Below are 25,217 nucleotides of genomic sequence, written 5' to 3'. Positions count from 1 at the left end.
CCTCCATTAATAATTCTTGTATCCAACTTCCTGAAGATGTGCATCCTTTTCAACTACTGCACTTTTAAGTTTTTCAGAGTAATCCTTTAATTTCCCAAGAAGCGCATCATCTGATGTAGCAAGGATCTTAACTGCAAGCAGACCTGCGTTAGCGCCTCCGTTTATTGCAACAGTTGCAACCGGTATTCCGGTAGGCATCTGAACAATGCTGTAAAGTGAATCTCTTCCCCCAAGTGATGTCGTATGCATAGGAATTCCTATAACAGGCATCGGGAAAATAGCTGCGCACATACCGGGAAGATGAGCTGCCATTCCTGCTCCGGCGATGATCACCTTGTATCCCTTTGCCTCAGCGCCTTTGGCATATTCAAAAAACTCTTCCGGTTCTCTGTGTGCCGAAATAATGTTCATCTCATAGCTAATGCCGAATTCATCGAGTATCTCTGCTGCCTTACGCATAACAGGCATATCCGAATCAGATCCCATTACAATTCCAACTTGTGTCATTCTGCCTCCTTTATACCACAACATATGGTACCATTTCAACCATATTAACGCACAATTAGTGTGCGGCTGATTTTTACCTTTTTTACAAAAATCAGCGGCACACTAATCAAGAATATCGCTTTTTAGTTATGCTCGCAAGACTAAATCTTACAGATTCCTGTTTTCCTTCAGAAAAACGAAAAAGTAGTCATTGTACTGTATAAATAAGTCCAAATGCCCTTGTTCCATGGATCGCAGCCATTGCGGCAGACTCTTTCTGGACATATACCTTGTCAAAGAGCATATAATTGCCGATCCATCTCCTTATATCGTCTATTTCTCCCTGCAGAAGCCCGGTATGCGTGATAAAAAGAACGCTCTTGTCGATACCCGGATTCTTCTCTATCTGATTTGAGACATATCTTCTTCTGCTTTTCTCGACCGGTCCTATCATCATCCTGTCGAGTCTGCCTATGCCATCCCTGAATATTATCGAAGGCCTCATCATAAATATCTTTGCCAATCCGCTCATCCTGGGATTGATCCTTCCTATCTTTTCAAGATAACTTGTATTATCTATAAGGAAGCTCGCATGTATCTTCTTTTTATACAGGTTCAGTTTTCTTACGCATTCTTCAACACTTTTGCCGCTCTCAGCAAGTCTTGCCGCTTCCATAACGACAAGTCCCATTCCGCTTGAGAGGTTTTCAGAATCAACTACAGTTACATTATCGAATGCCGAAGCTCCAAGTACAGCATTCTTGTATGCGCTTGCTGCCTTGGAAGACATTGATATATGGATAATACTGTTTGCCTCTGACAAGTGAGAAGCAAAGAATTCCTCGTAGTCATCAGTTGTTGGCTGCTCTGCAAACAGGTCTCTGTCTCCGCCTTCTTCCATATATTTAAGGACGCCCTCGGTTTCAACCTCAGTTCCATCAAGGAAAACGCCATTCTTATTTTTTATATAAAAAGATATGGTAGGTATTCTTAGTTTCTCCAAAAGATCCGCAGGAAGATCGCATACACTCTCCGTAGTGATAAGTATTGGCTGCTTGATATTTCTCTGAAGTCTTTGCTCATCGGGGTCGATATAAGTAGGGCTTGTTCTGTGAACTATTTCAGCAGGCAGTACTCTTAGCAGTGTATTTTCCAGCATCTCACCGTTTATCGGTTTAAGAAGATATCCGTCAAAACCTGCCATTCTGAACTTAGCCTGAGCCTCCGTATCCGAGTGAGCCGTCATAACAACAACCGGTGTCTCTCTGCATAGTCCTCCAACCTGGGATCTTAGTTGCCTAAGGCACTCTATTCCATCCATCTCGGGCATTTCCTGATCCATGAAAATGCAATCATATTTGACTTTTGAGCACTTTTCAAGGCAGTCACTTCCGCTGCTCACAAGGTCCATCTTCATCTTGGTATCCCTTAGGAGCTTGGCTGTGACCACGCGGTTCATCTGATTATCGTCAACTATCAGTATCTTTGCAGAAGGAGCTTCAAAGCTCTGCCTGTAAAACTGCTTTTCTTCTCGTGTCCTTATCTTTTCAAGAGTAATCTCTCCTACAGGTCTGTCCACCATTATTTCCTGCGGAATCTTCACTATGAAGGTGGATCCCTTGGTATAAATACTGTTAACAAGTATCTCTCCGTCCATCTGGTCTGTCAGCTGTTTGGCTATAGTAAGTCCAAGGCCCGTGCCACCTACTCTTACGTTTTCATCCTCGTTTACTCTCTTAAATTCATCAAAAAGATGAGCTATGTTATCTCTCTTAATACCTATTCCGGTATCTTCCACAGAAAAGGTCATCATTATCCGCCTGTCTCCAAGGTGTTTTGCCTGAACAGTCAGTTTGATGCTTCCTTCCTGGGTGTATTTAACAGCATTATTTAAAATATTGATAAGTACCTGCTCTATTCTCATGCTGTCGCCAAACAACCTGCATGGAATATCAGGGCTTATATCTATAAAAAACGAGAGTCCTTTTTTCATGGCTGAATCCCAAACCATATTTACAGACTCAGAGATCATTCCGATCGTATCATAGTCTGAGGGAACGATCTCCATTCTTCCCGATTCAAGTTTTGACAGATCAAGAATATCGTTTACAAGAGAAAGGAGCAGTTTACTTGCATTTTTTATATTCTGGGAATTCTCCAGAACATCTCCGGATATATCCTCTCTTAGTATCAGTTCATTAAAGCCTATTATTGAATCGATAGGTGTTCTTATCTCATGGCTCATATTAGAGAAAAAAGTGTTTCTGGCATTACTTAGTTCTTCTATCTCTTTTCTCTGCTTATCAATGAGTTCATTTTCAGATTGATAAACCCTGTTCTCAAACAGGATCAATATCAGCAAAAAGCCGCTGACAAGGACCACACTTGAAAATGAATCAAAATATGCTGCTGCAGCTGAGTGCTGTGAAACAAGCTCCGGATATTTGTAGGCAATATAGTATGAGATTGCAGTGGTGATCCCTCCAATTCCCATAAGAGCATATTTTCTTCTGCCTTCAACCGTCATTCCCACATAGGCAAAGCCAAAAATAAACCAGCAGGGTGACCCTCCGTTAAGACCTCCTCCAAAAATAAATGCTATAGGCAAAAGCACCAGTACCATTACCACGCCTATCAAAGTAGCACCTGTCTGGACTTTCTTTTTTCTTACCGTAAATACCACTATCAGTAAAAATATAATAAAGCATCCTGCAAGTACTATGGTATTTATCAGACCGTCTCCTACGATAAGACCTATGAATATAACCACAAACAAGGTCAACAGACCAATGAATGGAAAGAACGAAAAAATTCTCTCCTGCAAGGTCTTCGAGTGATCATCTGCCCTTGAAAAGATCTTGTTTATTATCATGATGCCTCACCTCCACAGACACTGACTATCTCGCTTTTAATGGCACCGATTCTTCGGATCAGCACATCATGGTTTGCGACAATATATGCTTCCCAGCTGCTCTCCGCAGCTCTTTCTATTTCTCTGGCCTCTCGCGACAAGTCATCTGCACCTATTATTCTCGCAGACAGCTTAAGACCGTTTAATTTTATCCTGTAATCCTTCCAGTTCTTATCTTCATAGAGTTTCTGCAGCTCATCTACTATCTCCTGGCTATTATTTGCAAACTCCATGAGCATCTCTTCATAAAAAGCTTTGCTTCCTCTGCAGATACGCTGCCCTTCTTTTGCATTAAGCAGCGAAAATCTGTACTCATCTTCGTCCTCAAAATTCTGCATCTGTTCGTCATTTTCATCCGTATTGTCCACATACTCCCACATAGTAGAAGGAAGGAGCTTTTTGAGTACTCTTTCGAGTTCAGAGGTTTCTATAGGTTTAGACAAAAATTCATCAAAGCCCTCCTGGATAAACATCTCCCTCACACCGCTTACCGCATTTGCTGTAAATGCAAGGATTGCCGTCTTATCCTCAGAGCCTGCGTTTTTCCTTATGATCTGCATAGTTTCAACGCCGTCAAGTCCGGGCATCATGTGATCCATAAAGATCACATCAAATCTCTGCTTCTCGCAGATATGGATTGCTTCCATTCCGCTGTGAACAACCGTAACGTCCATTCCGTATCCGGATAACAAGCCATTTGCCACTATCAGATTCATCTCTTCATCATCAACAACAAGAGTTTTAACGCCCTTAAATGATAGCTTTTTGCCACTGGTTTCGGGATCAAATTCCCATACAGACATCTGCCTGTTCACTGCATTTACAAGTGAATGTGAAAAGACAGGTTTCTTGACGAAGGTTATCTTTGAATTCTTCGGAATCCTGTAGTTGTTATTAACCGCTACTATCACAGATATGTCAGATTTTACGGACTCGTAGAAATCTCTTTCTTCCAGAAATTCATCCTGCGAAATAAACATATGCGTTATCTGTGAATCTTCGCATAATTTTTTAAGTTCATCAAAATCTGTAACCTTATGAAGCGGTAGTCCCAGTCCCTTAATGCAGTTCATGATCATCACATTGTAATATTCACGAATGGCAGGGCTTGAATATTTATTGTCGTTAAGATAGCAGACTATCTCCATCTTTTCAGGGCTCTCAAGTGTTACACTTGGCTTTTCATCGATGACTTTTTGAGGAATGCTGACTATGACTTTTGTGCCCTTTTTCTTTTCGCTCTCAATGTGCACAAATCCGCCCATGGCTGTAACAAATCCATAAACAATGTACAGACCAAGACCGATACCGTCTGCTCGTCTGCTTCTTCCGGAGTCAGACTGAAAAATGCCGTTTACCACTTTTTCAAGTTCCTCCGGAGTCATACCGATACCCGTATCAGTTATTTCTATGCACAGATTTACGCCATAGTCCTTTTTTCTTGTGAATATCTTTAGGTAAACGCAGCCGTTTTCATCTGTGAATTTGCCTGCATTGTCGATCAGGTGGCGGATTATTCTCTTTACTTTTGAGGCATCTCCCATGATCCTTGCGGGAATATTTACGTCCATATCCACAATAAGCTCCGGAAGATTGGGCTTCATGTTTACTCTGTAGTCGGTGACAATGTCATTCACCACCGAAGATATCCTGTATTCATCCACAGATATCCTAAGGCTGCCTGTATCAACCTCTGTATAATCAAGGATGTCTTCTATCCTGCTAAATAACCTTCGTCCTGCGCTCTGGATAGCAGACATATCCGCTCTCTTCTTGTCATTTTTTTCATCCTTCAAAAGGACAGAAGAAAGCCCTGTTACAACATTTATAGGAGTTCTGAGTTCATGAGATACGTTCGCCATAAAGTCTTCAGATTTTTCCTTGGACAATTCGAGCGATCTTTCAAGTTCTTCTGTATTTCTTTTTGATGCCATTAGCATCTCGCACAGATATCCTGCCACATTGTGTGCAACTATTACTATCAATATATGCATAAATGTTACAGACAAAGAAAATGAGTGAATATCTTCCCTGTGCAGTGCAAGCATTATAGCGTGGTAAACAAGGATCATCAGATAAGAGACCGCAATTATGCGCAGCACATCTTTTGATTTGGTAAGTGAAAACAAAAGAAGTGCGAGCACGATAATTAGTGTAGAATTGTAGAATGCTTCTACATGAGTTCCGTAATAGAAATTAGATAGCGAGATAAATCCCGCATAGAAAAAAATAGTAAACTCTTCATCGAGCTTTTGTCTTATATATATGCTCCAGCATACAACTATGCCGATTATCCATATCGGTATCGACCATAGTTCCCAGCCTTTTATTATTGAACCGACAACAAGTCCTGCCACATACAAAGAATAGCAAACAAGTATTACAACCTGAATACTTCTACTTAGTTCTTCATCTTTCCTGCTTCGATCCATATGCGCACCTCACACAAAAGCCAGATACAACAAAACACCTATGCACAAGAGCGCTATTGAATTAAGGACTATTCCTGCTGTCGGGAAAAGCTTGAAGATATCTTTCTCCATTCGCGAGATGATCCCGAGCACTAGTCCAACCAGAGAATAAATAAGGCAAAGCAGCACTGCAGCACCGTAGCTGCCTTTTGCCTCTCCTCCGTTTTTGTAGGATAAAAAAATCGAATAGCAGATCGTACAAACAGATAACACCCCAAAGACAAAGGACATGATTCCTTTGTCCGGATGTTTCTTATCTGTAAAGACATATCTGTCTCTCTTGCGCTTTAATATCTTTATATTAAGTTTGCGATTCTTTTTTCTCTCCTCCATGACTATCAGCCGATGCTAATACCGGCAGCACCGTACTCCTTATAATAATCTTTGATCGCTGCCTTGATATCCTTAGTCAGGATAACTTCGCCGTCAATCGGTCTGTTGTACAGATGCTCTACAACTTCCTGCATTGTGACGATGGATTTTGCTTCAAATCCGTAGCGGTCCCTTATTTCATCAAGAGCACTTCCGTCAGAATCCTGTCCTTTTTCCTGTCTGTTAAGTGAAACCATAAGTCCGACGATATCCACATCAGCCTGAGCTCTTACGATCGGAACAGTCTCCTCAATTGATTTACCGGATGTTGTTACATCCTCAATGATCATTACTCTGTCGCCGTCTCTAAGCTTTGAACCAAGAAGGATTCCCTTATCACCGTGATCCTTTATCTCTTTTCTGTTTGAGCAGTATCTGACTTCTCTTCCGTATAATTCGCTTATTGCTATGGATGTTATTACAGCAAGCGGAATACCCTTATAAGCAGGTCCAAACAGTATATCGAATTCAAGGCCAAAGGTATCATGAATTGCTCTTGCATAATATTCTCCGAGCTTTTTAAGCTGCGTGCCGGTGACATAAGCACCTGCATTCATGAAAAAGGGAGACTTTCTTCCGCTCTTAAGTGTGAACTCGCCAAACTTAAGAACGCTGCTGTCTACCATAAAATCAATAAACTCTTCCTTATATCTTTCCATTTTAAGTAAATCTCCTTGTTGTATTCTTTATCATTTCAGAGCTCAGTTTTTAGTTTAATGCGCTCTTTATATCCTCTCTCATATCGATAACTGCTGCCCTTGCTGCTTCTCCAACAAGTTCCTTTGAAGGATCGGCAAACTTCTCATTCTTCCATGCAGCTATTATACCTCTTGATGAATTAACGATCGCACCAAGTCCATCCTTATTAAAGAAGTGAACGAGGTCTTTGCCTTTTCCGCCCTGTGCTCCGTAACCGGGAACAAGGATGAATGCATGTGGCATGATCTCTCTAAGTATTTTGCCCATCTCAGGGTATGTAGCACCTACAACAGCGCCGACGTTACTGTAAGCGCCGTCCATTGAATCAGCGCCCCACTCTTCCACAAGACGTCCTACAAGTTCGTATAACGGCTTCCCATCTGTAATCTTATCCTGAAGCTCTCCGCTTGAAGGGTTGGAAGTTTTTACAAGTACAAATATTCCCTTATCATATTCGTTGCAAACATTTATGAAAGGCTTAACACCGTCTGATCCAAGATACGGATTGACTGTTGCAAAATCAGCATCAAAGCCCTTGATAAGAGTATTCCCAACTTTTGTTCCGCCAAGATGTCCCAGAGCATAGGATTCAGATGTTGAACCGATATCTCCTCTCTTTACATCAGCGATAACAAGAAGTCCGTTTTCCCTGCAATAATCAACTGTCTTTTTGTAGGCGATAAGTCCGGGAATTCCAAGCTGCTCATACATTGCAATCTGCGGCTTTACAGCAGGAACAAGATCCTTTATATGATCGACTATTTCCTTATTAAACTCAAAGAAGCTCTCTGCTACAGCTTCAGCAGTCTCACCATATTCTTTGATGTTTTTATCAAGGATCCTCTTAGGAATAAAGTCCACCTTGGGGTCAAGACCTACAACAATAGGCGCATTGGTTCTCTCGATCGCGCGTGCGAGTTTCTGTATCATTTTTTCATATCCTCCCAGTACATTTATATTTATATATCGCCGTAGAAAAATGAATCTATGGCACCAATCAGCTTAGCCTTTGGCATCGTCTTTAAAAGGTATTTTTCAGGTTTAAGAGAAGCCGCGGTAACCACGCTTTCCTTATCTCCTTTTGATGTAAGGAACATAACAGGCAGATCTTTTAAAGTCTCATCTGCTCTGATGTTTTTCAGAACCTCCGGTCCATCCATCTGAGGCATCATGTAATCAAGAAGTACCAGATCAACAGCATTATTCTGTAAAAAGTTAAGCGCGATCTTTCCTGAGCTTGCCATATACACCCTATATTTTATTGATAGCCATGTTTTTATCATCCTTAGCATTGTACCATCATCGTCAACAATAAGGATCTTCTTTTTCTGTTCTTCATCTATATTGCCGTTTGTAACAGCAGTATCAAGGTCGTCTACAAGCTGCTGAACATCGAGCGGTCTTAAATATGTTTCCGTGACCTTTATCCCCGACAAAAAAGCCGAGGCATATTCAAGCTCTTCCCTGTTTCCAACTTCATATAGGTAAAAGCGCTCAGTATCGATTGCATTATCAAGATACTTAAGCGTGGCCACGCCATCATCCGCCACATCTCCAAGGTACAAAACATAAAGCTGCGGCTTATTTTCAACAGCTCTTACCATATTTTCAGCAAATTCGCTCTGAACTACTTCATAGTTTTCCTTTTCAAGTCCCTTGGCTATAGCACTGACCATGAAGCTTTTTGTAGGGCCTATCAGTAAGACTCTTCTATCCATATGCAGTTCCTTCCTTTTCACATAGAATTACAATATCCGCAACAACCCGTCTCTGTCAACTGCTGATAGTAATCTTTTTATTTCTCTGTATTTGTCCTTAAAATCATCCGGCATCCTGTAGTCATCCATCATGGAAACCACGTCATCTGCGCTGTCAAAATACGACCCTTCGACGAATTCCCTAAGGCTCTTCAATGCACCTTTTAGTTCCTCAGGTTCGATCAAAGGCTTTGACTCATCCTCTTCTAGGGCAGCTTCTTTCTCCTCAAGAAGAGGCTTTAAATACACTTCATATTCTTTATATAAATTAAGAAGTTCCGGAGTACGTCTGTCTATCTCGTGTTGATTTTTTTCATTTCCGCACTGCTCAAGGAATGCTGCAAGTGATGACAGTTCGGTAGCACCTATTACTCTTGCAGAGCTCTTAAGTCCATGAACGTAAGTCGTATAGTTCTCATAATCATATGCTCTCCAGGCATCCTCTATATTCTGGTATCTTTCGGGAATAGCATAAGCAAAATCTGTAGCAACATCCTTTAGTGCCTGAGGTCCGCCACAGTTTTTGGAACCCTCTTCATAATTGATCCCATCTATTCCTGTCATGATCGCTATGGCATCAAGATCCTCTGCAGCTATTTCCTTAGATGCAATTACGGGAGTAAAATCTTCATCCTCCGGTCTGATGATAAGATCCTCCGGAAGATTTTTAAGTATGACATCTTCGAGCCTCTGAGAATCCACAGGTTTGGGAAGATATCCTGCAAATCCCTCTCCTATATACATTTCTCTCGCACCGGCTATTACATTCGCCGTCAGTGCAAATACAGGCACGTCCTTATTTAGATTGTCATCCAGCTCGCGCATAGCCCTGTACGTCTCGATACCATCCATCTTGGGCATCCTGTGGTCGAGGAAAATAATATTATATTTGTTTTCGCACACAAGATTTAGTGCCTCAAAGCCGCTCTCTGCAACATCCACCTGAACCTGCGTCTGTTTAAGAAGTCCCTGTATGACTGTGAGGTTGGCAAGAGTATCATCCACAACAAGTATCCTTGCATCAGGGGCATGGAAGCTCTCGTGATAGGTATCCTGTCCAAGGAGGGTCTCTTCATAAGTCGAAGCAAAATCGCCTATCTCATTCCAGTTGATAACCTTCTGCTTAATGCTAAATGAAAACTCGCTTCCCTTTCCGTACTCACTACTCACAAGAAGTTTTGAATCCATAAGCTCAAGAAGGCGTTTTACAATATTCATTCCAAGTCCCGTTCCCTCAATGGTACGGTTCCTTCCCTCTTCTATCCTTTCAAAAGGCGAGAAGAGCTTTTCCATATCCTCTTTTCGTATTCCAATGCCTGTATCTTTTACCCTTATACGAAGGGAAATATATTCATCATCTATTTTCTTATGATCGATAATAAGAGTTACGCTACCCTCGTTTGTATATTTGATGGCGTTGGTCATAATGTTCATTACACACTGCTTTATCCTCAGCTCATCTCCAAAGAGCACAACGGGCAGAGTAGTGGAAATATCGGTTTTTAGTTCTATCTGTTTTCCCTTCATCCTTACGTGAGCTGTGTTGATCATATCGTTTATCATTGAACTCACGTCATACTCGACAGGTATGATTTCTGTCTTACCTGCCTCGATCCTTGAAAAATCAAGAACATCATTTACAAGACCAAGCAGGAGCTTACCTGATGAGTTGACATTTGCAGCGTACTTTATTATGTCAGGCTCCTTGCTTTCTCTCATGATCATCTCGTTAAATCCAAGCATTGCATTTATGGGCGTTCTTATTTCATGAGACATGCTTGATAGGAAATTGTTCTTGGCCTCGTTTGCCATCTGCTGAGCCTTAAGTTCATCAGCCAGTGTTCTCTGTGCCTGGATCATCCTGATATAACTGATCATTGTTTCAGAAGTCCTGACGAAGGTTCTGTACATATTTTCAATTTCATCATTCGTTCTGATATCCAGTTTTTTTAGTCTCTCATGGTTTTCATCAAGTCCTTTTGCACCCATGTCATAGAAGGACTGAATACTGTCCGAAAGACGTTGGATCGGCCTTACAATTCTTATCTGAGCAAGCTGATTGGTAAGAACGCTAAACGGAATGACAACTATGATTATCAACATGATAAGCTTGGTGTCAAACACAAGAACATTAGGTCCAAACTCAAACTTTGTTTTATTATGACCGTTTGCAAGTTCTATCCTGCTTAATTGTTGCTCCAGGGCAACAATATTCGTAACCTCTTCCCAGGGCCTTAACTCTAACTCCTGAACTTCATTACTTACCGGATCAGCGCTTTTAATATTATTGCCGGACATGGTCGGAATAAGCGTATTTGCATATACTGCAGCGGCGATTCCAAGGGCGATGGCCTGGATAGAAATAATTATTGAAAGTGAACGGCTAAGCTTCGATAATCTGTTATCAGCCATTTTCCTTGTAAGCTCATCTACGTCAGTCCTGTAAAAGACTCCGCTCATAAAAAGAGATCTGACTCTGTTTGGTGCCTGTCCGAGCAGTATATATATAATTGCAACTGCAATAAACGCTTCGGGAAGTTCATTTAAGAAATAGAAAACAGACCTGGACGGTGCAAACTCCGCCAATCCACGACCTGCAAGTATCCCGATCACTCCGCCCCAGATACTTCCAAAAAAGAACATATAGAAAACCATCATAAGGAATGCTTTTCTTTTCTTTCCAAACATTCCGGTCATACTAAAATAATGAGTTAATGCGCCGCCTAAAAAGTAGATCGCAGCTGTATATGCGAGCTCCTGATATACCATTGTCTTTGCAAAGAATAAAAAGAAGCAGCATATTATAGATGGAACAACACCTTCAAGCGCAGCAAGAACAATAACCGGCGAAAACTTAAAGACATACGCTGCCACATATTCTCCGGTTGTAAGTTCCACACTATTGTCAATATGTCCGTTGTTTTTGATAGTCAAAACAGTACATATGAAAAGTAGTATAAACATTACAATATGCTGTTTAACTGCTTCCTTAAAATGACTCTTTTGCATCATTTTTCCTCAGTCTTTATCTTTAGTTTCGCTATATCTGATCGCAAGTCCCTCACCACGGCTTTTGGCTTCGTAGAGTGCCGTATCAGCCTTACGATACAGATCATGATAGCCTCTGCCGCCATCAGGGTGAACTACATATCCGCATGAAACAGTAAACGAAATAATGTCATTTTGATATCTCACCTTAAATGTGTGGCCACAGAACATATTTATCCTGTTTTCCAGACTCTTTAGTTCTACAGTCTCTATAAAAATAAGGAACTCATCCTGACTTATATGACATAAGATTCCGTCAGAGCCAAATGATTCGTCGAGTCTTGCCGCCAATCTTCTAAGCAGCTCATCACCGCCCAGGTGTCCGTATCTGTCATTGATATCCCTAAAGCCGTCAACGTCCATCATTATGAGCGCAGCCTTGCCATTCTTGTGCCTGTAAATCCTGTTCCTTATAAGCGGTACTGCAGTATGTCTGTTGTAAAGACCGGTAAGTGCATCGCGTTCCGCCATCTGTCTTATAAGGTCTTGGGATCTTCTGTATTCATCGATATCAAAGGAAAGGAAATTGGCGATCAGTTTGCCATCCTCTTCCACTATCTGATATATGGTGTGAGTCCATCTGGGCGCAATCTTCTTGTTAACAATTCTGTGGAATTCCAGATCATCTCCTGTTATGCCGCTTCTGTATGCAAGAATCAGTCTGTCCTTACTAAAGAAATCCGCAACATTACTCTGTTCCTCTTCAATAACAGTGTTTGCCACGATCTCATCTATCATTTGCTGATAAGATTCATCCGAATGATATGCCTTATCAAGTATTTTCCTTGATTTACTAAGGTGAAGATTGAGGAGCTTATCATTGGTAAGATCCGCAACTATGAAGAACGAGTATTTCTGGAACTGCGTATAGGACGAATACTCAAGCAGTGCTGCAAATCCTTTTGCTGCAAGCTGTGTATACATAGGAGACTCTGCCATGAACACACCTTCCTCATAAGCAGCGCCATCATCAATTGTCTCTTCTGTTTCATCTTCGGAAATATCAATTGTCTCAAAATAAGGAGCATCTATTGTCATAAGGGACTCATTCATCTCTGCTTCGATACGCCTGACTGTGGATATCTCTTCGCTTTCTTCTTCAAGATAATCAAGCAGCTCTTCTTTGGGCATAGGTCTTCCAAAGAAGTACCCCTGTGCCTTTTCGCATCCAACGCGTTTTAAAAAGTCCCATGTCTCCAGTGTTTCCACACCTTCAGCAAGAGTCTGTATTCCTATTTCCTCAGCCATATTTATTACATTTTCCCAAATGGCTGTTTCCTTTGGTTTTGATCTAAAGTCCTGAAGGAACTTCATGTCAAACTTAAGTACATCAAATTCAAAATCCTTAAGGAGATTTAGCGATGAATAACCACTTCCGAAATCATCCATCCATACCTGATATCCGCCTCGTCTGAATTTCTCAACAGTTCCCTTAAGGACGTCAAAGCTTTCATCCAGAGCACTTTCTGTAATCTCTATATGAATAAGGTTTCTTGGTATGTGATTTCCAACTACAGCATCATTAACTATCCTGTACATATCGCGCTGATGAAAATCTATGCGTGATAAATTAATGGAAACAGGCAGAGGCTTTTTGCCCTTTCCCATAAAGTCTTTGATATCTTCACAAACACGCCTTATAACATAAGCATCGAGTTTGTAGATAAGATGTGCATCTTCCAGGATCGGAATAAAATCCCCCGGCATAAGAAATCCATGATCGGGATCGATCCATCTGGCAAGAGCCTCAAATCCGCAGACTCTTCCGCTTATTACTCTGACAATAGGCTGATAGTATACCTGAATATATCCCTTTAATACAGCATCCCCGATATGATGGATGATATACTGTCTTAGATTTATCTCATCACCGATTTCCTTATCGTAGAATCTGTATATGCTCTCATAATTTTTCTTGATCGAGTTACATGCCATTCTTGCCTTGTCGCAGGCGATACTGATATCGTTATCGTTAACCTCTACATAATATATACCTGCACGAAGCCCTGTCTCTGCCTCAGGATTATAGTTGATAACTCTTCTGTGAAGGTCCTCTATCCTTGCTTCTATGGCATTTCTGTAAGTGAGCACAACAAAATGATCATCTGAAAATCTTGCCACAAGAAGATCGTTAAAGATTTTGCTCAGGTTCTTTGATAAGTTCTGAAGGAATCTGTCCCCGGCCTCGAATCCATATTTTGCATTGTAAATCTTGAAATTTTCCACATCAAAATAAATGATGGCGAGACCTCTTTCCTTAATGTCTTCATCATCAATTATTTCCTGTGCATTTTTCCTGAATGCATACATATTTGACAGACCGGTCAGTCCATCAATCTCCTCATTTCTATTCATAGCCCCTCACATTTTCCTGTATCACACTTCTCTTAGTGCGTAATATCGGTTCTGTCTCATAATTAGTACCGGCGCCGTCGCAAATACCTCATCGCCTATATAACATCTGTCTTTTTCTTCATCCAACTCAAATTTTCTTCCCTCTGCATCAGTCTGGTTTATTTTTTCCAGTGCCTGACTTAAGGTTTCATCCCCTTTGCACAAATAAATATTCATGTTTTTTTCATCTCCCGAAATATTAATACATAGTTATAATACTATAATCAGCCAAAGCATAGTCATCACATTCGATTGTTTAATTGTTTTTTTAGATACCGTTCAGTAATACTTTACATTCTATCTAAAATACTTCAAAATAATGGATAGTTTGCAAAAAACAAATAACATTATCATAGATTTAATGAGGAGGTTTGTATGAAAATCGCAGTTGTTGATGATTGGTCCAAATCTGAAAAAGCCTCTGCCCAAGGTGAAAAATATGTCAGACTCGCCTGGGATGGAGAATACAGGAAGGGTGACTCCATCGTTTTTTCAGAGCTCACAAAGGATGCCTATTATGTGGTAAATGTTGATCCCTGCGTCGGCGAAGCACTGGTTCTTGTTAAGGATAGCACTATCACTTATGTCGTACCGTTTTATGAAAAGAAAACAAGCTATAATCCTATAGCTTTTGTTGGAAACAGGCATTATGTTTCTATAAGGGAAGCTACAGACTATGAGATTTCATCATACAGGAATCTTGCGAAGAATCCCTTCGATCAGCATGAAGAATCATCTGTTTATCCTCACGCTTATGCCAACGTGGAAACAAGAGGTGAAGCCGTATTTGCTGCAAGAAATGCAATCGACGGTGTTGTTGCCACAAGAAGCCACGGTGAATGGCCCTATGAATCCTGGGGCATCAACAGACAGGATGATGCCGAGATCACTATCGATTTCGGAAGAGAAGTTGATATTGATGAAATAAGATTATATACAAGGGCAGATTTCCCTCATGATAACTGGTGGGTAAAGGGAACCTTCAAGTTCTCTGACGGAAGCAGCGAGACTGTTTCCATGGATAAACATGTGGATGACCCTCATATTTTCAAGATAAAGAAAAATGCGATAACCTACCTTAAACTGGGTGATCTGATAAAGGCTGATGACCCTAGCCCGTTCCCTGCCCTTACCCAGATCGAGGTCTACGGAAAAAACACAAATAACTAAAGCAATAAAGGATAGAAAAAATGTCACAAAACAAAAACAGCAGTATCAAAGCAAAACTTAAAGATTATATTGAGCATTACACCAACGACCCTCAGTTCAAGCTGAAATTTATCATCATGTGTGTTGGCGTATTCTTTATGGGATTCTTCTTATCATTCCTTATAAAGGTTGATCTTGGAACAGATCCCTGCACCTTTATGAATGTAACTATATCAAAGAGACTCGGAATTCTATTTGGAACCTGGCAGCTCTTTCTTAATTTTGTACTGTTTATTCCGGTAATAATAAAAGCCCTGAACCTTATCGGTCCGGGGACTATCGCAAACATGGTATTTATTGGATATATCGCAGATTTCTTTGGATATGTCTGGAGTAAGACCATACCTGAATACTATTTCACAAAATGGCCTTACAGAGGGATCATTTTCGCAGCCGCACTCATATTGTTTGTAATTGCAGCATCATTCTATATGAATGCCGACATGGGTGTTGCTCCCTATGACGCAATTCCGATCATCATCAGCGAAAATATATTTAAAAATGTTCCGTTCAAATACATCAGAATTTCATTTGATGGAACAGCTGTAATAATAGGACTTCTTTTGGGCGGCAGACTTGAGATCGCTACGATCCTTATGGTCTTTCTCCTTGGTCCCACAATTACAGCTGTAGGTAAGTTCTTAGGAAAGAAGGTCTTCGCTTTTAATTAACTTTATATCCTCTTCTGAAGGATTCTCTATTCCGGCGATTCTTCTTGCCTGATTTGTTACAATTTCCTCGAAGATATTTCTTACTTCGCGGGCATTTGCAAAATTTTCCAAGCGTTCATTGCGTCTTGCCGCGATGAGCTCTCTTATATGTTTCCTGGCATCCTCTTCGACAGTATATTCGTATTTTTTACAGTTCATGTCGAAGATGGATTCCAGTTCATCTACTGTATAATCCGGAAATTCAATATACTTATTGAATCGGCTCTTAAGTCCCGGGTTACTTCCGATAAATTTCTCCATTGGATCTGTATATCCGGCTACGATGACAACCAGATCGTCTCTGTGGTCTTCCATTGCTTTAAGAATGGTATCTATCGCTTCCTGTCCAAAGTTATCATTATCCTGTGAAAGCGAATATGCTTCGTCTATAAAGAGTACGCCGCCCAGAGCCTTGTTTATCTTATCCTGAGTCTTAAGCGCTGTCTGGCCGACATATCCTGCAACCAGTCCCGAACGGTCAACTTCGATAAGCTGCCCCTTGGAAAGCACTCCGATCTGCTTGTATATTCTTGCAATAATTCTTGCAACTGTTGTCTTACCCGTACCGGGATTACCTGTAAAAACAAGATGAAGTGAAACAGGAACCGACTTCATTCCACTGTCTTTTCTAAGCTTTTGAACCTTGGCAAAATCGGTAAGCTCCTTTACGTCATCCTTGATGGTAGAAAGACCTATAAGCTCATTTAAATCATCCATAGGATCTGTTTCAGGTTCTTTTTCTTCAGGCTCTTTTGCCGGTTCAGGCGCATTTCCAAAGAGGGCCTTAGCTTCATTTAATGCCTCATTTGCCTGTTTTAATTTGTCATCCTCACCTACAGAGGCATTTCCGGATTCATTTTCTTTAGTTTCTTTAGTTTCTTTAGTTTCTTTTCTTTCTTTTACACCGCTTTTTTCAAACACGGGAGGCTTACCGTCTCCGCCTGAGCCCGGTCCAAAAAAATCGTTATACATGCTCCCCAAAAGATCATTACTCATTAATTCTTCTCCCCGTATAATGCCTCAAGCAGCACAGCCGCTTGAGGCATCTTAATAATCTGAACTGTTACTATTATATTATTTATACCAGTAGGATACGTCAACACCTGCGTTTACTCCATATCCCTGTCCCCTTGATGTAAACTGCCAAAGAAGTTTATCACCACTATATGTGCAGGAAGGTCCATACTGCGCTACCCATGTTGCATAGGGAAGATCTGACATGTTCATCTTGTATTCAAGCCAGTTGGTTGAACCATATATGCCGGGTGTGATTCCCTTTGACTGAAGTGTCTGGCAGGCTGACTTAAGTGCGGATGTTCTCTCAGCATTTGATATGTTGTCAGCTCGTCCGGTTTTGCTTGGAGAAATCTCCGAATCCATAAATACCGGAAGCGCTCTGTCATGTCCCGAAACACGTGCAGCTATAAAGTTAGCCTCTTCAGCACCTTCAGTTGCACTTACAGCATTTGTGTAGAAGTAAAATGAGTAAGGAATTCCATACTGCTGGCAGTTATATACATGGTTTCTCCACTTGGAATCCTCGAATACTGCACCGCCTCCGTAATAACGTCCGCCAACACGAATAATGACAGCATCACAGTTATCTTTTAATTCCTTCCAGTCATTAACTGTGTTGAACTGAGACAGATCAACAACCTTTCCGGTATCATTACCGCCTGTCTCAGGCTCTTTATAAGGGCTAACAACCTTTACACTGCATGTTGCCCTCTTATTGTTTGATCCGGCAACGCATACGATCGAACATGAACCATAGCCTTTTGTTACAACATTACCTCTCTCATCTACTGTAGCAACGGCTTTGTCTGTGCTATACCATCTAAGCGGTACATCAGCATATTTTGAAGGCTTGACCGTAGCTGTAAGAGTAAATTTGTTTTTCTTTTTCTCTTCAAAGACCTTGCTCTTTGCTGAAAGCTTAAGCTTTGTTACTTTTACTTTCTTTGCAACATTTAAGTGAAGAACATACTGTGTCCCATCTTTTTTTGACGTAACTGTGATATCGCACTTACCTTTCTTCAAGGTGGTTACTATTCCTTTTTTAGTAACCTTTGCGATTTTTTTGTTTGATGACTTATACTTAAACTTGCTTTTATTGCTGGTTGTTTTAATTATTTTTCCATCCAATTCTGCCGCAATAACAAATGACATCTTCGGCATGACGGAAACTGTTTCCTGCTGAATGGCAAGTTCAGTCTCTGTTTCTGAATTAACCTGTGTTGGAGTGGTTCCGGTCTGACCTGCCGGTGTAGTAGCTGCTGAATTTGATGCAGCAGAATTCGCTGAGTCAGGTATCTCCTGCTTCTCAATCTCGATTAATTTAGTATATGTTCCGGAATACTTTACCTCCGCCTTTGCCGGCATTGCAGGCACTACAGTAAATGCCAACGCAGCAGCAATTATTCCCGCAAAAATCTTTTTTGAAATCCTCATAAAAACCTCCCGCTATAAACTTAAAACATACCTGATAAAATTATAGCATAATTCCGGTTTGAATAGCGCATAATACTGCTTTCTTAACAAAAATTAAGGAAGAAAAAATCAGAATGCCGATGATCAGTTTTCTTTAAGAAGATTCTCTATTTTTTCCCAGTCGAGAACCTTAAGCGTTTTTTCTATTTCTGTAAAAAGAAGCATTATCATAAATATGCGCTTTTCGCGCATATTCACGAAGTGTTTTTGTATCATAGGAAAGCAATTTTTATGATATAAAAAACGACGCAAAACTTATGTCTTGCGCCGTTTTATTATCAACTTATTAATTGACCGATATTAGAACTTACCAGCCTTAGCAGCTTCTTCGATAGATACAGCTGTTGAAACAGTCATACCAACCATCGGGTTGTTACCTGCACCGATAAGACCCATCATCTCAACGTGAGCGGGAACTGATGAAGAACCTGCAAACTGAGCATCTGAGTGCATACGTCCCATAGTATCTGTCATACCGTAGGAAGCAGGACCTGCTGCCATGTTATCAGGGTGAAGTGTACGACCTGTACCACCACCTGAAGCAACTGAGAAGTACTTCTTACCAGCCTCAGTACGCTCCTTCTTGTAAGTACCTGCAACAGGATGCTGGAATCTTGTAGGATTGGTTGAGTTACCTGTGATAGATACGTCAACGTTCTCCTTCCACATGATAGCAACACCTTCCTGTACATCGTTAGCGCCGTAGCAGTTAACCTTTGCACGAGGTGAATTTGCATCCTTTGAATAGCACTTTCTGAATACTTCCTCTACCTCACCTGTGAAGTAGTTGTACTTTGTCTCTACATATGTAAAGCCGTTGATACGGGAAATGATCTGTGCAGCATCTTTTCCAAGACCGTTAAGGATAACGCGAAGAGGCTTTGTACGAACTTTGTTAGCCTTCTCAGCGATACCGATAGCACCCTCAGCAGCAGCGAATGACTCGTGACCTGCAAGGAATGCGAAGCACTCTGTATCCTCTTCAAGAAGCATCTTACCAAGGTTACCATGTCCAAGACCAACCTTACGACGGTCAGCAACAGAACCGGGGATGCAGAAAGCCTGAAGGCCGATACCGATTGCTGCAGCAGCATCAGCAGCCTTGCGGCAGTTCTTCTTGATTGCGATAGCAGCACCTACTGTGTAAGCCCACTTAGCGTTTTCAAAGCAGATAGGCTGAATGCCTTCGATGAGGCTGTATACATCAATGCCTGCTGCCATTGTGATATCTTTACATTCTTCGATAGAAGAGATTCCATACTCCTTAAGGCAAGCCAGGATCTGGGGCTCTCTTCTTTCATATGATTCAAATAAAGCCATTATATTTTTCCTCCTTACCTTAAATTATTCTTTTCTGGGATCAATGAAACGAACTGCATCTGCAACACGGCCATACTGACCCTTAGCCTTATCAAGTGCTGTAGCAGCGTCGTCTCCAGCCTTGATGAAGTCCATCATCTTACCAAAGTTAACATATTTATATCCGATAATCTCATCATTCTCATCAAGAGCAAGATCTGTGATATAACCATCTGTAAGTTCAAGGTAACGAGGTCCCTTGCTGAGTGTTCCATAGGTTGTACCAACCATTGAACGTGATCCCTTACCAAGATCCTCAAGGCCGGCACCGATCTGAAGTCCATCCTCTGAGAATGCAGACTGTGTTCTGCCGTATACAATCTGAAGGAAAAGCTCTCTCATAGCAGTATTGATAGCATCACATACAAGGTCAGTATTGAGTGCTTCAAGAACTGTAAGACCGGGAAGAATTTCAGCTGCCATAGCTGCTGAATGAGTCATACCGGAACATCCGATAGTCTCTACAAGTGCTTCCTGGATAACACCTTCCTTAACGTTAAGGGAAAGCTTACAGCAACCCTGCTGAGGAGCACACCAGCCAATACCATGTGTATAACCGGAAATGTCCTTAATCTCTTTGGACTGAACCCACTTAGCCTCTTCAGGAATGGGAGCAGCACCATGATGTACCCCTTGTGTTACGGGACACATATTTTTTACCTCTGTTGAGTAAATCATAAGTACCTCCTTAGAATTAGTGTTTACTATAGTATGATAAATTTTTATCGTTTACTACGCACTACACCCAAATTCTACTAAAAAATGCAGATTATATCAAGATTTTAAATCATTAAGGTTATTAAAAGTTAATTAAGTGATCAATCATCTGCTTCTATTATTGTTTTTACTTTTTTTCCATAGACTTTTTTGAAGAAGTATATGGAAAGGATAAATGATGCAATTTCTGCTATCGGGAATGCCCACCAAACCATGTTTAAATTACCGGTGCGGGACAAAAGCCATGCTACCGGAATAAGAACTACAAGCTGACGTCCGACAGATACGATAAGTGAATATATACTCTCTGAAAAAGCCTGGAATACAGAGCCAAGTGCTATGCAAACTCCGGCTACAGGGAAGCTCAAACATATTATGCGAAGGGCAGGAACACCGATCGCAGTCATATCAGGTGATGCATTAAAGAGCTTTAACAGTACCTGTGGTATCACAAGGAAGGTGATCGTGCCTGCTACCATGATGGTAACTGCAAGCTGCATTGCAAATCTGAGCGCTTCTTCAATTCTTTGCTTTTTGCGTGCGCCAAGATTATATGCCAGCACGGGGATAAGTCCGTTATTAAGTCCGAACACAGGCATAAAGAAGAAGCTCTGAAGCTTGAAGTATACTCCAAATACCGCTGTTGCAGTTGTTGAAAATGTGGTAAGTATGAGGTTCATGGCGTATGTCATGATCGATCCTATGGACATCATTAGGATAGAGGGAATACCTACATAATATATTTCTTTTACAATATCAGCCTTGGGATTAAAGATAAGTGAAGGCTTGATATTTATATCTTTATTTTTCTTTACGTTAAAATAAAGTCCTATGCATGCACCAACTATCTGGCCCATGACTGTTGCAAGTGCAGCACCCGCTACGCCCATTGCAGGTAATCCGAAAAGTCCGAATATCAGGATGGGATCCATTATTATATTGATTATCGCACCGGTCATCTGTGAAGCCATGCTAAACACAGTTCTTCCTGTAGACTGCAGCATTCTCTCAAAACTCATCTGACAAAACAGACCGATAGACATGCAACAGATGATCCTTAAGTACATCACCGCATAAGCTATGATCTGCGGATCGCTTGTCTGCGTTCTGATAAAGGGCTCTACACCGAAAACACCGATAAGGAAAAATACGACAAAATTCATAAAGGTAAGCAAAATTGTTGTATTTGCAGCAGCATCTGATCTTTCAAATTTCTTTTCTCCAAGGGATCTTGAAAGCAGTGCATTCATACCTACTCCGGTTCCCGAGCCAAGTGCTATCATCAGGTTTTGCAAAGGAAATGCAAGTGTTACTGCAGTCAGAGCTGCCTCATCTATCTGCGCAACAAAAATACTGTCCACGACATTGTACAGAGCCTGCACAAGCATAGAGAGCATCATCGGAAGTGACATTGAAATTATTAATCTTTTTACGGGAAGAACTCCCATTTTATTTTCTTTTACAGCCATACTACTCCTTCTGTTTTTTTTTCAAGAACAAAAAAGGATGCACATTGCATCCTTTTTTTAACACTATGGCATGATACCAAATAAAAAAAATAATATCAAGACATCAGCGATTTACATTCGTATTATTTGTATTGTCATCAGAACTCAGTTCTCCATTGGGATTATAGGTGCTGGTAATACCTGCTGCCTTATTAAATGCTTCGGCAAGCGACCGTCCGTCATTAAAGTGAAGTTCATGTCTGTACCAGCCACCTGACATTTTAACAAACAGAAAGCCATCGCATCTTACGCTGGTTCTCCTCGTTCCCGCTACAGCAGAGTCAAGAAAAGTATCCAGATCGCTTCCGTTATAGATATATGTGGCCGGAATGTACCATCCGTTATATTTTCTTACAAACAGATATTTTCCAAAAGTAACGGTGACATTGCCGTTTTCATCAGAACCAACCGTTACATCCAATTGCTGCTCGTCATCTATATTTTGAAGCTCGGTAGCATAGACCGGCGCAGGACCTTTTAATAACAAGGCAATAATAAACAGTGAAAAATAAAAGGCAAAAGAAAACAGGCTTTTTTTCATAATTCCACCTCAATCTAAAAGCTTTCGCAAAAGCACCAATACTCCATATGGTATATCGGCATTTGCAAAACAGTTTTTAACCTATTATGTAAAAATCCCCGTCTTCTTCATCGGTCAGAATTGACTGTAACTTTTTCCGTGCTTCCTCCCTGCTATCGGCAACTACCTCAACACCAAATGTAAAGGATTTCTTATTTTCAAAAACTTCATCCTCATGATCAAACTGATTCTTTAGTGCTTCAAAGGAACGACTTTGCCTTAGCTCAATTATGTCACTTGCTATAAATTTGCTGTATATGTTATTTTCTTCTTCCGTCAAAGCAAACTCACTAATGAGATTCATTGTGTCGGCCACATTAAGATAATCACTTGCTATATACTCTTCAAAGCTCTTCCAATGTATCTTGTCCTTTAATTCTTCATTGGACATGATATTGTCAAGATACTCATCAAGAGTGATCCCCTCTTTCTCAAGCCACTTAAGACCATACCATTTCCAGATATGCTCTCTCATCTCAAGGACTTCCTGATCATGTATCATCTGCATTCTGTGAAAAAAGCCCTCGACCATCTCTGCAGCATCTTTTTCATCTGAAACATCAACATTTATAACGCGCCCTGAATACTGGGTGCCGTATTTTAGATCTTCAAGACTTAAAGTGAAGGCATCATCATTTACATAGGACATGTTTACCGCCAGATCTCCCAATCTTGCAACACAAATACTGCGCTCCTTAAGCACAGTTTCTTTTTGTTCATTGAAAGCAGATATCATAGATTCCGGTTTTATGTAGGTAAACATATGAGCCATTAAAAAGCCGCCTTTCGTATAACCACCCATAATATTATAACATCATATTATATTTGCTTGTACATATCCAGCTTCTTAAAATCTTCTAAACTAACCGGTCTGGAATAATAATATCCCTGAACCGAATCTATATGATAATCCTTAAGCTTCTGCTCTGTTTCTGCATCTCCTATGCCCGTAGCACATACCCCAATGCTCATATCCTCAGCAAAACCGGTTATTGCCTTGGCCATATAATTGGACAGTGGGCTCTTGCTGACATTCTCTGTGATCTCAGTTCCGATCTTGATAATATTTATAGGAAGAGAGGTTGCAAGATCAAGCGTTGCAAAATCGCTCACATCAAGAGCAATCCTTATTCCGCAGGACTTTAAAAAGATTACCTGACTTTTAAGATAATCAAAGTTTATATCCCTTGTCACGTTGGAGAGCTCTATACACATAGCTGTTCCCGGATATCTGTTTCCGCGAAGAAGCTCAACTATTGTTGTTCGAAATTCACTTTTTTCAAGCTGTACATAAGCCAGATTCAGACTTATGAAAAAGTCGGGATGGTCCTTTAGTATCTCGAGTCCGTCCTTCATAGCCCTGTCGAGTATCCAGGTCCCGAGAGTATAAAAGGATCTGTCCTGCTCAAGCCATGGTACAAATTCACTTGGGGAAACGTCTCCGTAAGGCTCCTTATTCCAGCGAAGCAGAACTTCTGCTCCCCTAAGAGACCCGTTTGTCTTGGAGATGATTGGCTGATAATTCAGATAAAAGCCGTTGCATCTGTTTAGAACGCTTTCCCTTACTGCCTCTACAAGATCAATTGTCTTCTTATTGTATTCAAGTTCATTGTTATGAAAAATGATCAGATTGCCATGCTTTTTCGTCTTGGAATAATCAAGGGCATACTTGGCACTTGTATAAATTGCATGAACGTCAATCCCTGCCTCATCACATGCGATCACACCTCCGCCAAGATCTGCGGAAACACTGGAATTTCCAACCTTCATGCTGTTTTTAACATAGACTCTCATTCTCTGATACAGACTCTTGATATCATCAATAGTCATATTCACGCTGCAGACACCTAAAATCGTTCCGTCCCCTCTGTAAACATGACCTTTTTCAGCAACTTCCTTAACGAGCCATTCGCCCATCTGTTTAAGCATTCTGTTTCCAAACATATAACCGTAGAGTCTGTTGATATCTCCAAAATCTATGACATTTACAAGTAAGAGCACATAGCCCAGCTTTTCTCTTTCAAGGCTGTGCATGTAATTGTACATCTCATAGTGGTTTGACAATCCTGTTATGGGATCTGTGTTGTCGACGATACCTTTATTTATAAGTGAGCATGCATAAAAGGCTGCCTTGCCGGAGTAGTCCTTTATAACAACTCCTTTGCATGAGCAGGCAACATATTCTCCGCTCTTATTTCTGGCTCTGTATTCAAAACTGGGATTAACTCGATTTCCTGAAAAAGCAGTTGCAAGGTGTTCTCTGTACGTCGCCCTATCCTCGGGGTGAACATGCGCTTCCCACACCTGATCTGCCTTGTAGATATACTCCCCTGTCAAGCCAAAATAGTTTACAGCATTCTCAGACCACCTTGCCATGTTGCGTTCAATATCATAAACGTAAACATAGCGGCTCTTTGACGTAACTGCAAATGTATCAAAGATTTTTCCTATGGTTTCATAGGCCCCCTGGCGATTATCCGGCATGATTAAAAGAACCCTCCCCAAA

20 protein-coding genes are annotated in these 25,217 nt (G+C 40.9%); 2 read left to right on the top strand and 18 right to left on the bottom strand.

Going from position 1 to position 25,217, the window contains the following annotated elements:
- Positions 1-6: 6 nt before the first annotated feature.
- The 10 genes from purE to T543_RS11980 all read right to left on the bottom strand — a co-directional run bounded on the left by purE (position 7) and on the right by T543_RS11980 (position 14,315).
- Positions 7-507 carry a 5-(carboxyamino)imidazole ribonucleotide mutase gene (gene purE / locus T543_RS12025; RefSeq protein WP_035768829.1) on the bottom strand — a complete coding sequence of 167 codons (501 nt, stop codon included), beginning with the start codon at positions 505-507 and terminating at the stop codon, positions 7-9.
- A gap of 187 nt (positions 508-694) precedes the next feature.
- A complete protein-coding gene (locus T543_RS12020) occupies positions 695-3,358 on the bottom strand; it encodes a DegV family protein (RefSeq protein ID WP_051638759.1) in 2,664 nt (887 codons plus the stop codon).
- Positions 3,355-5,829, bottom strand: a complete 2,475-nt coding sequence (locus T543_RS12015; RefSeq protein WP_035768826.1) for a hybrid sensor histidine kinase/response regulator — start codon at positions 5,827-5,829, stop codon at positions 3,355-3,357. Before T543_RS12015 ends, T543_RS12020 begins: the two co-directional genes overlap by 4 nt.
- A gap of 9 nt (positions 5,830-5,838) precedes the next feature.
- Complete coding sequence (locus T543_RS12010) at positions 5,839-6,201, bottom strand: DUF6142 family protein (protein ID WP_051638758.1); 363 nt, start codon at positions 6,199-6,201, stop codon at positions 5,839-5,841.
- Between the two features lie 5 nt (positions 6,202-6,206).
- Complete coding sequence (pyrE, locus tag T543_RS12005; RefSeq protein ID WP_035768824.1) at positions 6,207-6,899, bottom strand: orotate phosphoribosyltransferase; 693 nt, start codon at positions 6,897-6,899, stop codon at positions 6,207-6,209.
- A 49-nt stretch (positions 6,900-6,948) separates the two neighbouring features.
- Entirely contained in the window at positions 6,949-7,869 is a 921-nt protein-coding gene (gene pyrF, locus T543_RS12000) for an orotidine-5'-phosphate decarboxylase (RefSeq protein WP_035768822.1), read from the bottom strand.
- A gap of 29 nt (positions 7,870-7,898) precedes the next feature.
- The gene (locus T543_RS11995; RefSeq protein WP_035768819.1) at positions 7,899-8,657 is read right to left on the bottom strand and encodes a response regulator; all 759 of its coding nucleotides are present in this window, start codon (positions 8,655-8,657) and stop codon (positions 7,899-7,901) included.
- A 27-nt stretch (positions 8,658-8,684) separates the two neighbouring features.
- Positions 8,685-11,708, bottom strand: coding sequence for an ATP-binding protein (locus tag T543_RS11990; protein WP_081830060.1), 3,024 nt, complete (start codon positions 11,706-11,708; stop codon positions 8,685-8,687).
- A gap of 6 nt (positions 11,709-11,714) precedes the next feature.
- A complete protein-coding gene (locus T543_RS15395; RefSeq protein WP_051638756.1) occupies positions 11,715-14,099 on the bottom strand; it encodes an EAL domain-containing protein in 2,385 nt (794 codons plus the stop codon).
- 21 nt (positions 14,100-14,120) lie between these two features.
- Positions 14,121-14,315, bottom strand: coding sequence for a hypothetical protein (locus T543_RS11980; protein ID WP_035768817.1), 195 nt, complete (start codon positions 14,313-14,315; stop codon positions 14,121-14,123).
- A 198-nt stretch (positions 14,316-14,513) separates the two neighbouring features.
- Between T543_RS11980 and T543_RS11975 the strand changes: the two genes are divergently transcribed.
- On the top strand, positions 14,514-15,308 hold the full coding sequence (locus tag T543_RS11975; RefSeq protein WP_035768815.1) for a carbohydrate-binding protein: 795 nt from the start codon (positions 14,514-14,516) through the stop codon (positions 15,306-15,308).
- 20 nt (positions 15,309-15,328) lie between these two features.
- Positions 15,329-16,018 carry a YczE/YyaS/YitT family protein gene (locus T543_RS11970; protein WP_051638755.1) on the top strand — a complete coding sequence of 230 codons (690 nt, stop codon included), beginning with the start codon at positions 15,329-15,331 and terminating at the stop codon, positions 16,016-16,018.
- Here the strand turns inward: T543_RS11970 and T543_RS11965 are convergent.
- The 8 genes from T543_RS11965 to T543_RS11930 form a co-directional block, all read right to left on the bottom strand.
- Positions 15,989-17,053, bottom strand: coding sequence for an AAA family ATPase (locus T543_RS11965; protein WP_081830059.1), 1,065 nt, complete (start codon positions 17,051-17,053; stop codon positions 15,989-15,991). The two genes, T543_RS11970 and T543_RS11965, sit on opposite strands and share 30 nt — an antisense overlap.
- Before the next feature lie 78 nt (positions 17,054-17,131).
- On the bottom strand, positions 17,132-18,508 hold the full coding sequence (locus tag T543_RS11960; RefSeq protein WP_035768808.1) for a GH25 family lysozyme: 1,377 nt from the start codon (positions 18,506-18,508) through the stop codon (positions 17,132-17,134).
- A 339-nt stretch (positions 18,509-18,847) separates the two neighbouring features.
- On the bottom strand, positions 18,848-19,867 hold the full coding sequence (locus T543_RS11955) for a GGGtGRT protein (protein ID WP_022763477.1): 1,020 nt from the start codon (positions 19,865-19,867) through the stop codon (positions 18,848-18,850).
- A 24-nt stretch (positions 19,868-19,891) separates the two neighbouring features.
- Positions 19,892-20,584 carry an iron-sulfur cluster assembly scaffold protein gene (locus T543_RS11950; protein ID WP_035768806.1) on the bottom strand — a complete coding sequence of 231 codons (693 nt, stop codon included), beginning with the start codon at positions 20,582-20,584 and terminating at the stop codon, positions 19,892-19,894.
- Positions 20,585-20,724: 140 nt separating this feature from the next.
- A complete protein-coding gene (locus T543_RS11945; RefSeq protein ID WP_035768805.1) occupies positions 20,725-22,092 on the bottom strand; it encodes an MATE family efflux transporter in 1,368 nt (455 codons plus the stop codon).
- 103 nt (positions 22,093-22,195) lie between these two features.
- The gene (locus T543_RS11940; protein ID WP_035768803.1) at positions 22,196-22,672 is read right to left on the bottom strand and encodes a hypothetical protein; all 477 of its coding nucleotides are present in this window, start codon (positions 22,670-22,672) and stop codon (positions 22,196-22,198) included.
- 76 nt (positions 22,673-22,748) lie between these two features.
- Positions 22,749-23,483 (bottom strand): hypothetical protein, encoded by a 735-nt coding sequence (locus tag T543_RS11935; protein ID WP_035768801.1) that lies wholly within the window; start codon positions 23,481-23,483, stop codon positions 22,749-22,751.
- 47 nt (positions 23,484-23,530) lie between these two features.
- Positions 23,531-25,195, bottom strand: a complete 1,665-nt coding sequence (locus T543_RS11930; protein ID WP_035768793.1) for a sensor domain-containing phosphodiesterase — start codon at positions 25,193-25,195, stop codon at positions 23,531-23,533.
- Positions 25,196-25,217 lie beyond the last annotated feature (22 nt).

This window comes from Butyrivibrio sp. NC2002, from assembly GCF_000702265.1.
Lineage (GTDB): Bacteria > Bacillota > Clostridia > Lachnospirales > Lachnospiraceae > Butyrivibrio.
Note: the sequence above shows the minus strand (reverse complement) of the source record. Positions and strands in the feature narration are given on the sequence as shown.

What these genes read in the sequence shown, in the direction of transcription:
- T543_RS11990 (WP_081830060.1), bottom strand. Translation starts at nt 11,708, where the DNA reads ATGATGCAAAAGAGTCATTTTAAGGAAGCAGTTAAACAGCATATTGTA.
- T543_RS11980 (WP_035768817.1), bottom strand. Translation starts at nt 14,315, where the DNA reads ATGAATATTTATTTGTGCAAAGGGGATGAAACCTTAAGTCAGGCACTG.
- T543_RS15395 (WP_051638756.1), bottom strand. Translation starts at nt 14,099, where the DNA reads ATGAATAGAAATGAGGAGATTGATGGACTGACCGGTCTGTCAAATATG.
- purE (WP_035768829.1), bottom strand. Translation starts at nt 507, where the DNA reads ATGACACAAGTTGGAATTGTAATGGGATCTGATTCGGATATGCCTGTT.
- T543_RS11950 (WP_035768806.1), bottom strand. Translation starts at nt 20,584, where the DNA reads ATGATTTACTCAACAGAGGTAAAAAATATGTGTCCCGTAACACAAGGG.
- T543_RS11955 (WP_022763477.1), bottom strand. Translation starts at nt 19,867, where the DNA reads ATGGCTTTATTTGAATCATATGAAAGAAGAGAGCCCCAGATCCTGGCT.
- T543_RS12020 (WP_051638759.1), bottom strand. Translation starts at nt 3,358, where the DNA reads ATGATAATAAACAAGATCTTTTCAAGGGCAGATGATCACTCGAAGACC.
- pyrE (WP_035768824.1), bottom strand. Translation starts at nt 6,899, where the DNA reads ATGGAAAGATATAAGGAAGAGTTTATTGATTTTATGGTAGACAGCAGC.
- T543_RS11935 (WP_035768801.1), bottom strand. Translation starts at nt 23,483, where the DNA reads ATGGCTCATATGTTTACCTACATAAAACCGGAATCTATGATATCTGCT.
- T543_RS11970 (WP_051638755.1), top strand. Translation starts at nt 15,329, where the DNA reads ATGTCACAAAACAAAAACAGCAGTATCAAAGCAAAACTTAAAGATTAT.
- T543_RS11960 (WP_035768808.1), bottom strand. Translation starts at nt 18,508, where the DNA reads ATGAGGATTTCAAAAAAGATTTTTGCGGGAATAATTGCTGCTGCGTTG.
- T543_RS11940 (WP_035768803.1), bottom strand. Translation starts at nt 22,672, where the DNA reads ATGAAAAAAAGCCTGTTTTCTTTTGCCTTTTATTTTTCACTGTTTATT.
- T543_RS11995 (WP_035768819.1), bottom strand. Translation starts at nt 8,657, where the DNA reads ATGGATAGAAGAGTCTTACTGATAGGCCCTACAAAAAGCTTCATGGTC.
- T543_RS11930 (WP_035768793.1), bottom strand. Translation starts at nt 25,195, where the DNA reads ATGCCGGATAATCGCCAGGGGGCCTATGAAACCATAGGAAAAATCTTT.
- T543_RS11945 (WP_035768805.1), bottom strand. Translation starts at nt 22,092, where the DNA reads ATGGCTGTAAAAGAAAATAAAATGGGAGTTCTTCCCGTAAAAAGATTA.
- T543_RS12015 (WP_035768826.1), bottom strand. Translation starts at nt 5,829, where the DNA reads ATGGATCGAAGCAGGAAAGATGAAGAACTAAGTAGAAGTATTCAGGTT.
- T543_RS12010 (WP_051638758.1), bottom strand. Translation starts at nt 6,201, where the DNA reads ATGGAGGAGAGAAAAAAGAATCGCAAACTTAATATAAAGATATTAAAG.
- T543_RS11965 (WP_081830059.1), bottom strand. Translation starts at nt 17,053, where the DNA reads ATGAGTAATGATCTTTTGGGGAGCATGTATAACGATTTTTTTGGACCG.
- pyrF (WP_035768822.1), bottom strand. Translation starts at nt 7,869, where the DNA reads ATGATACAGAAACTCGCACGCGCGATCGAGAGAACCAATGCGCCTATT.
- T543_RS11975 (WP_035768815.1), top strand. Translation starts at nt 14,514, where the DNA reads ATGAAAATCGCAGTTGTTGATGATTGGTCCAAATCTGAAAAAGCCTCT.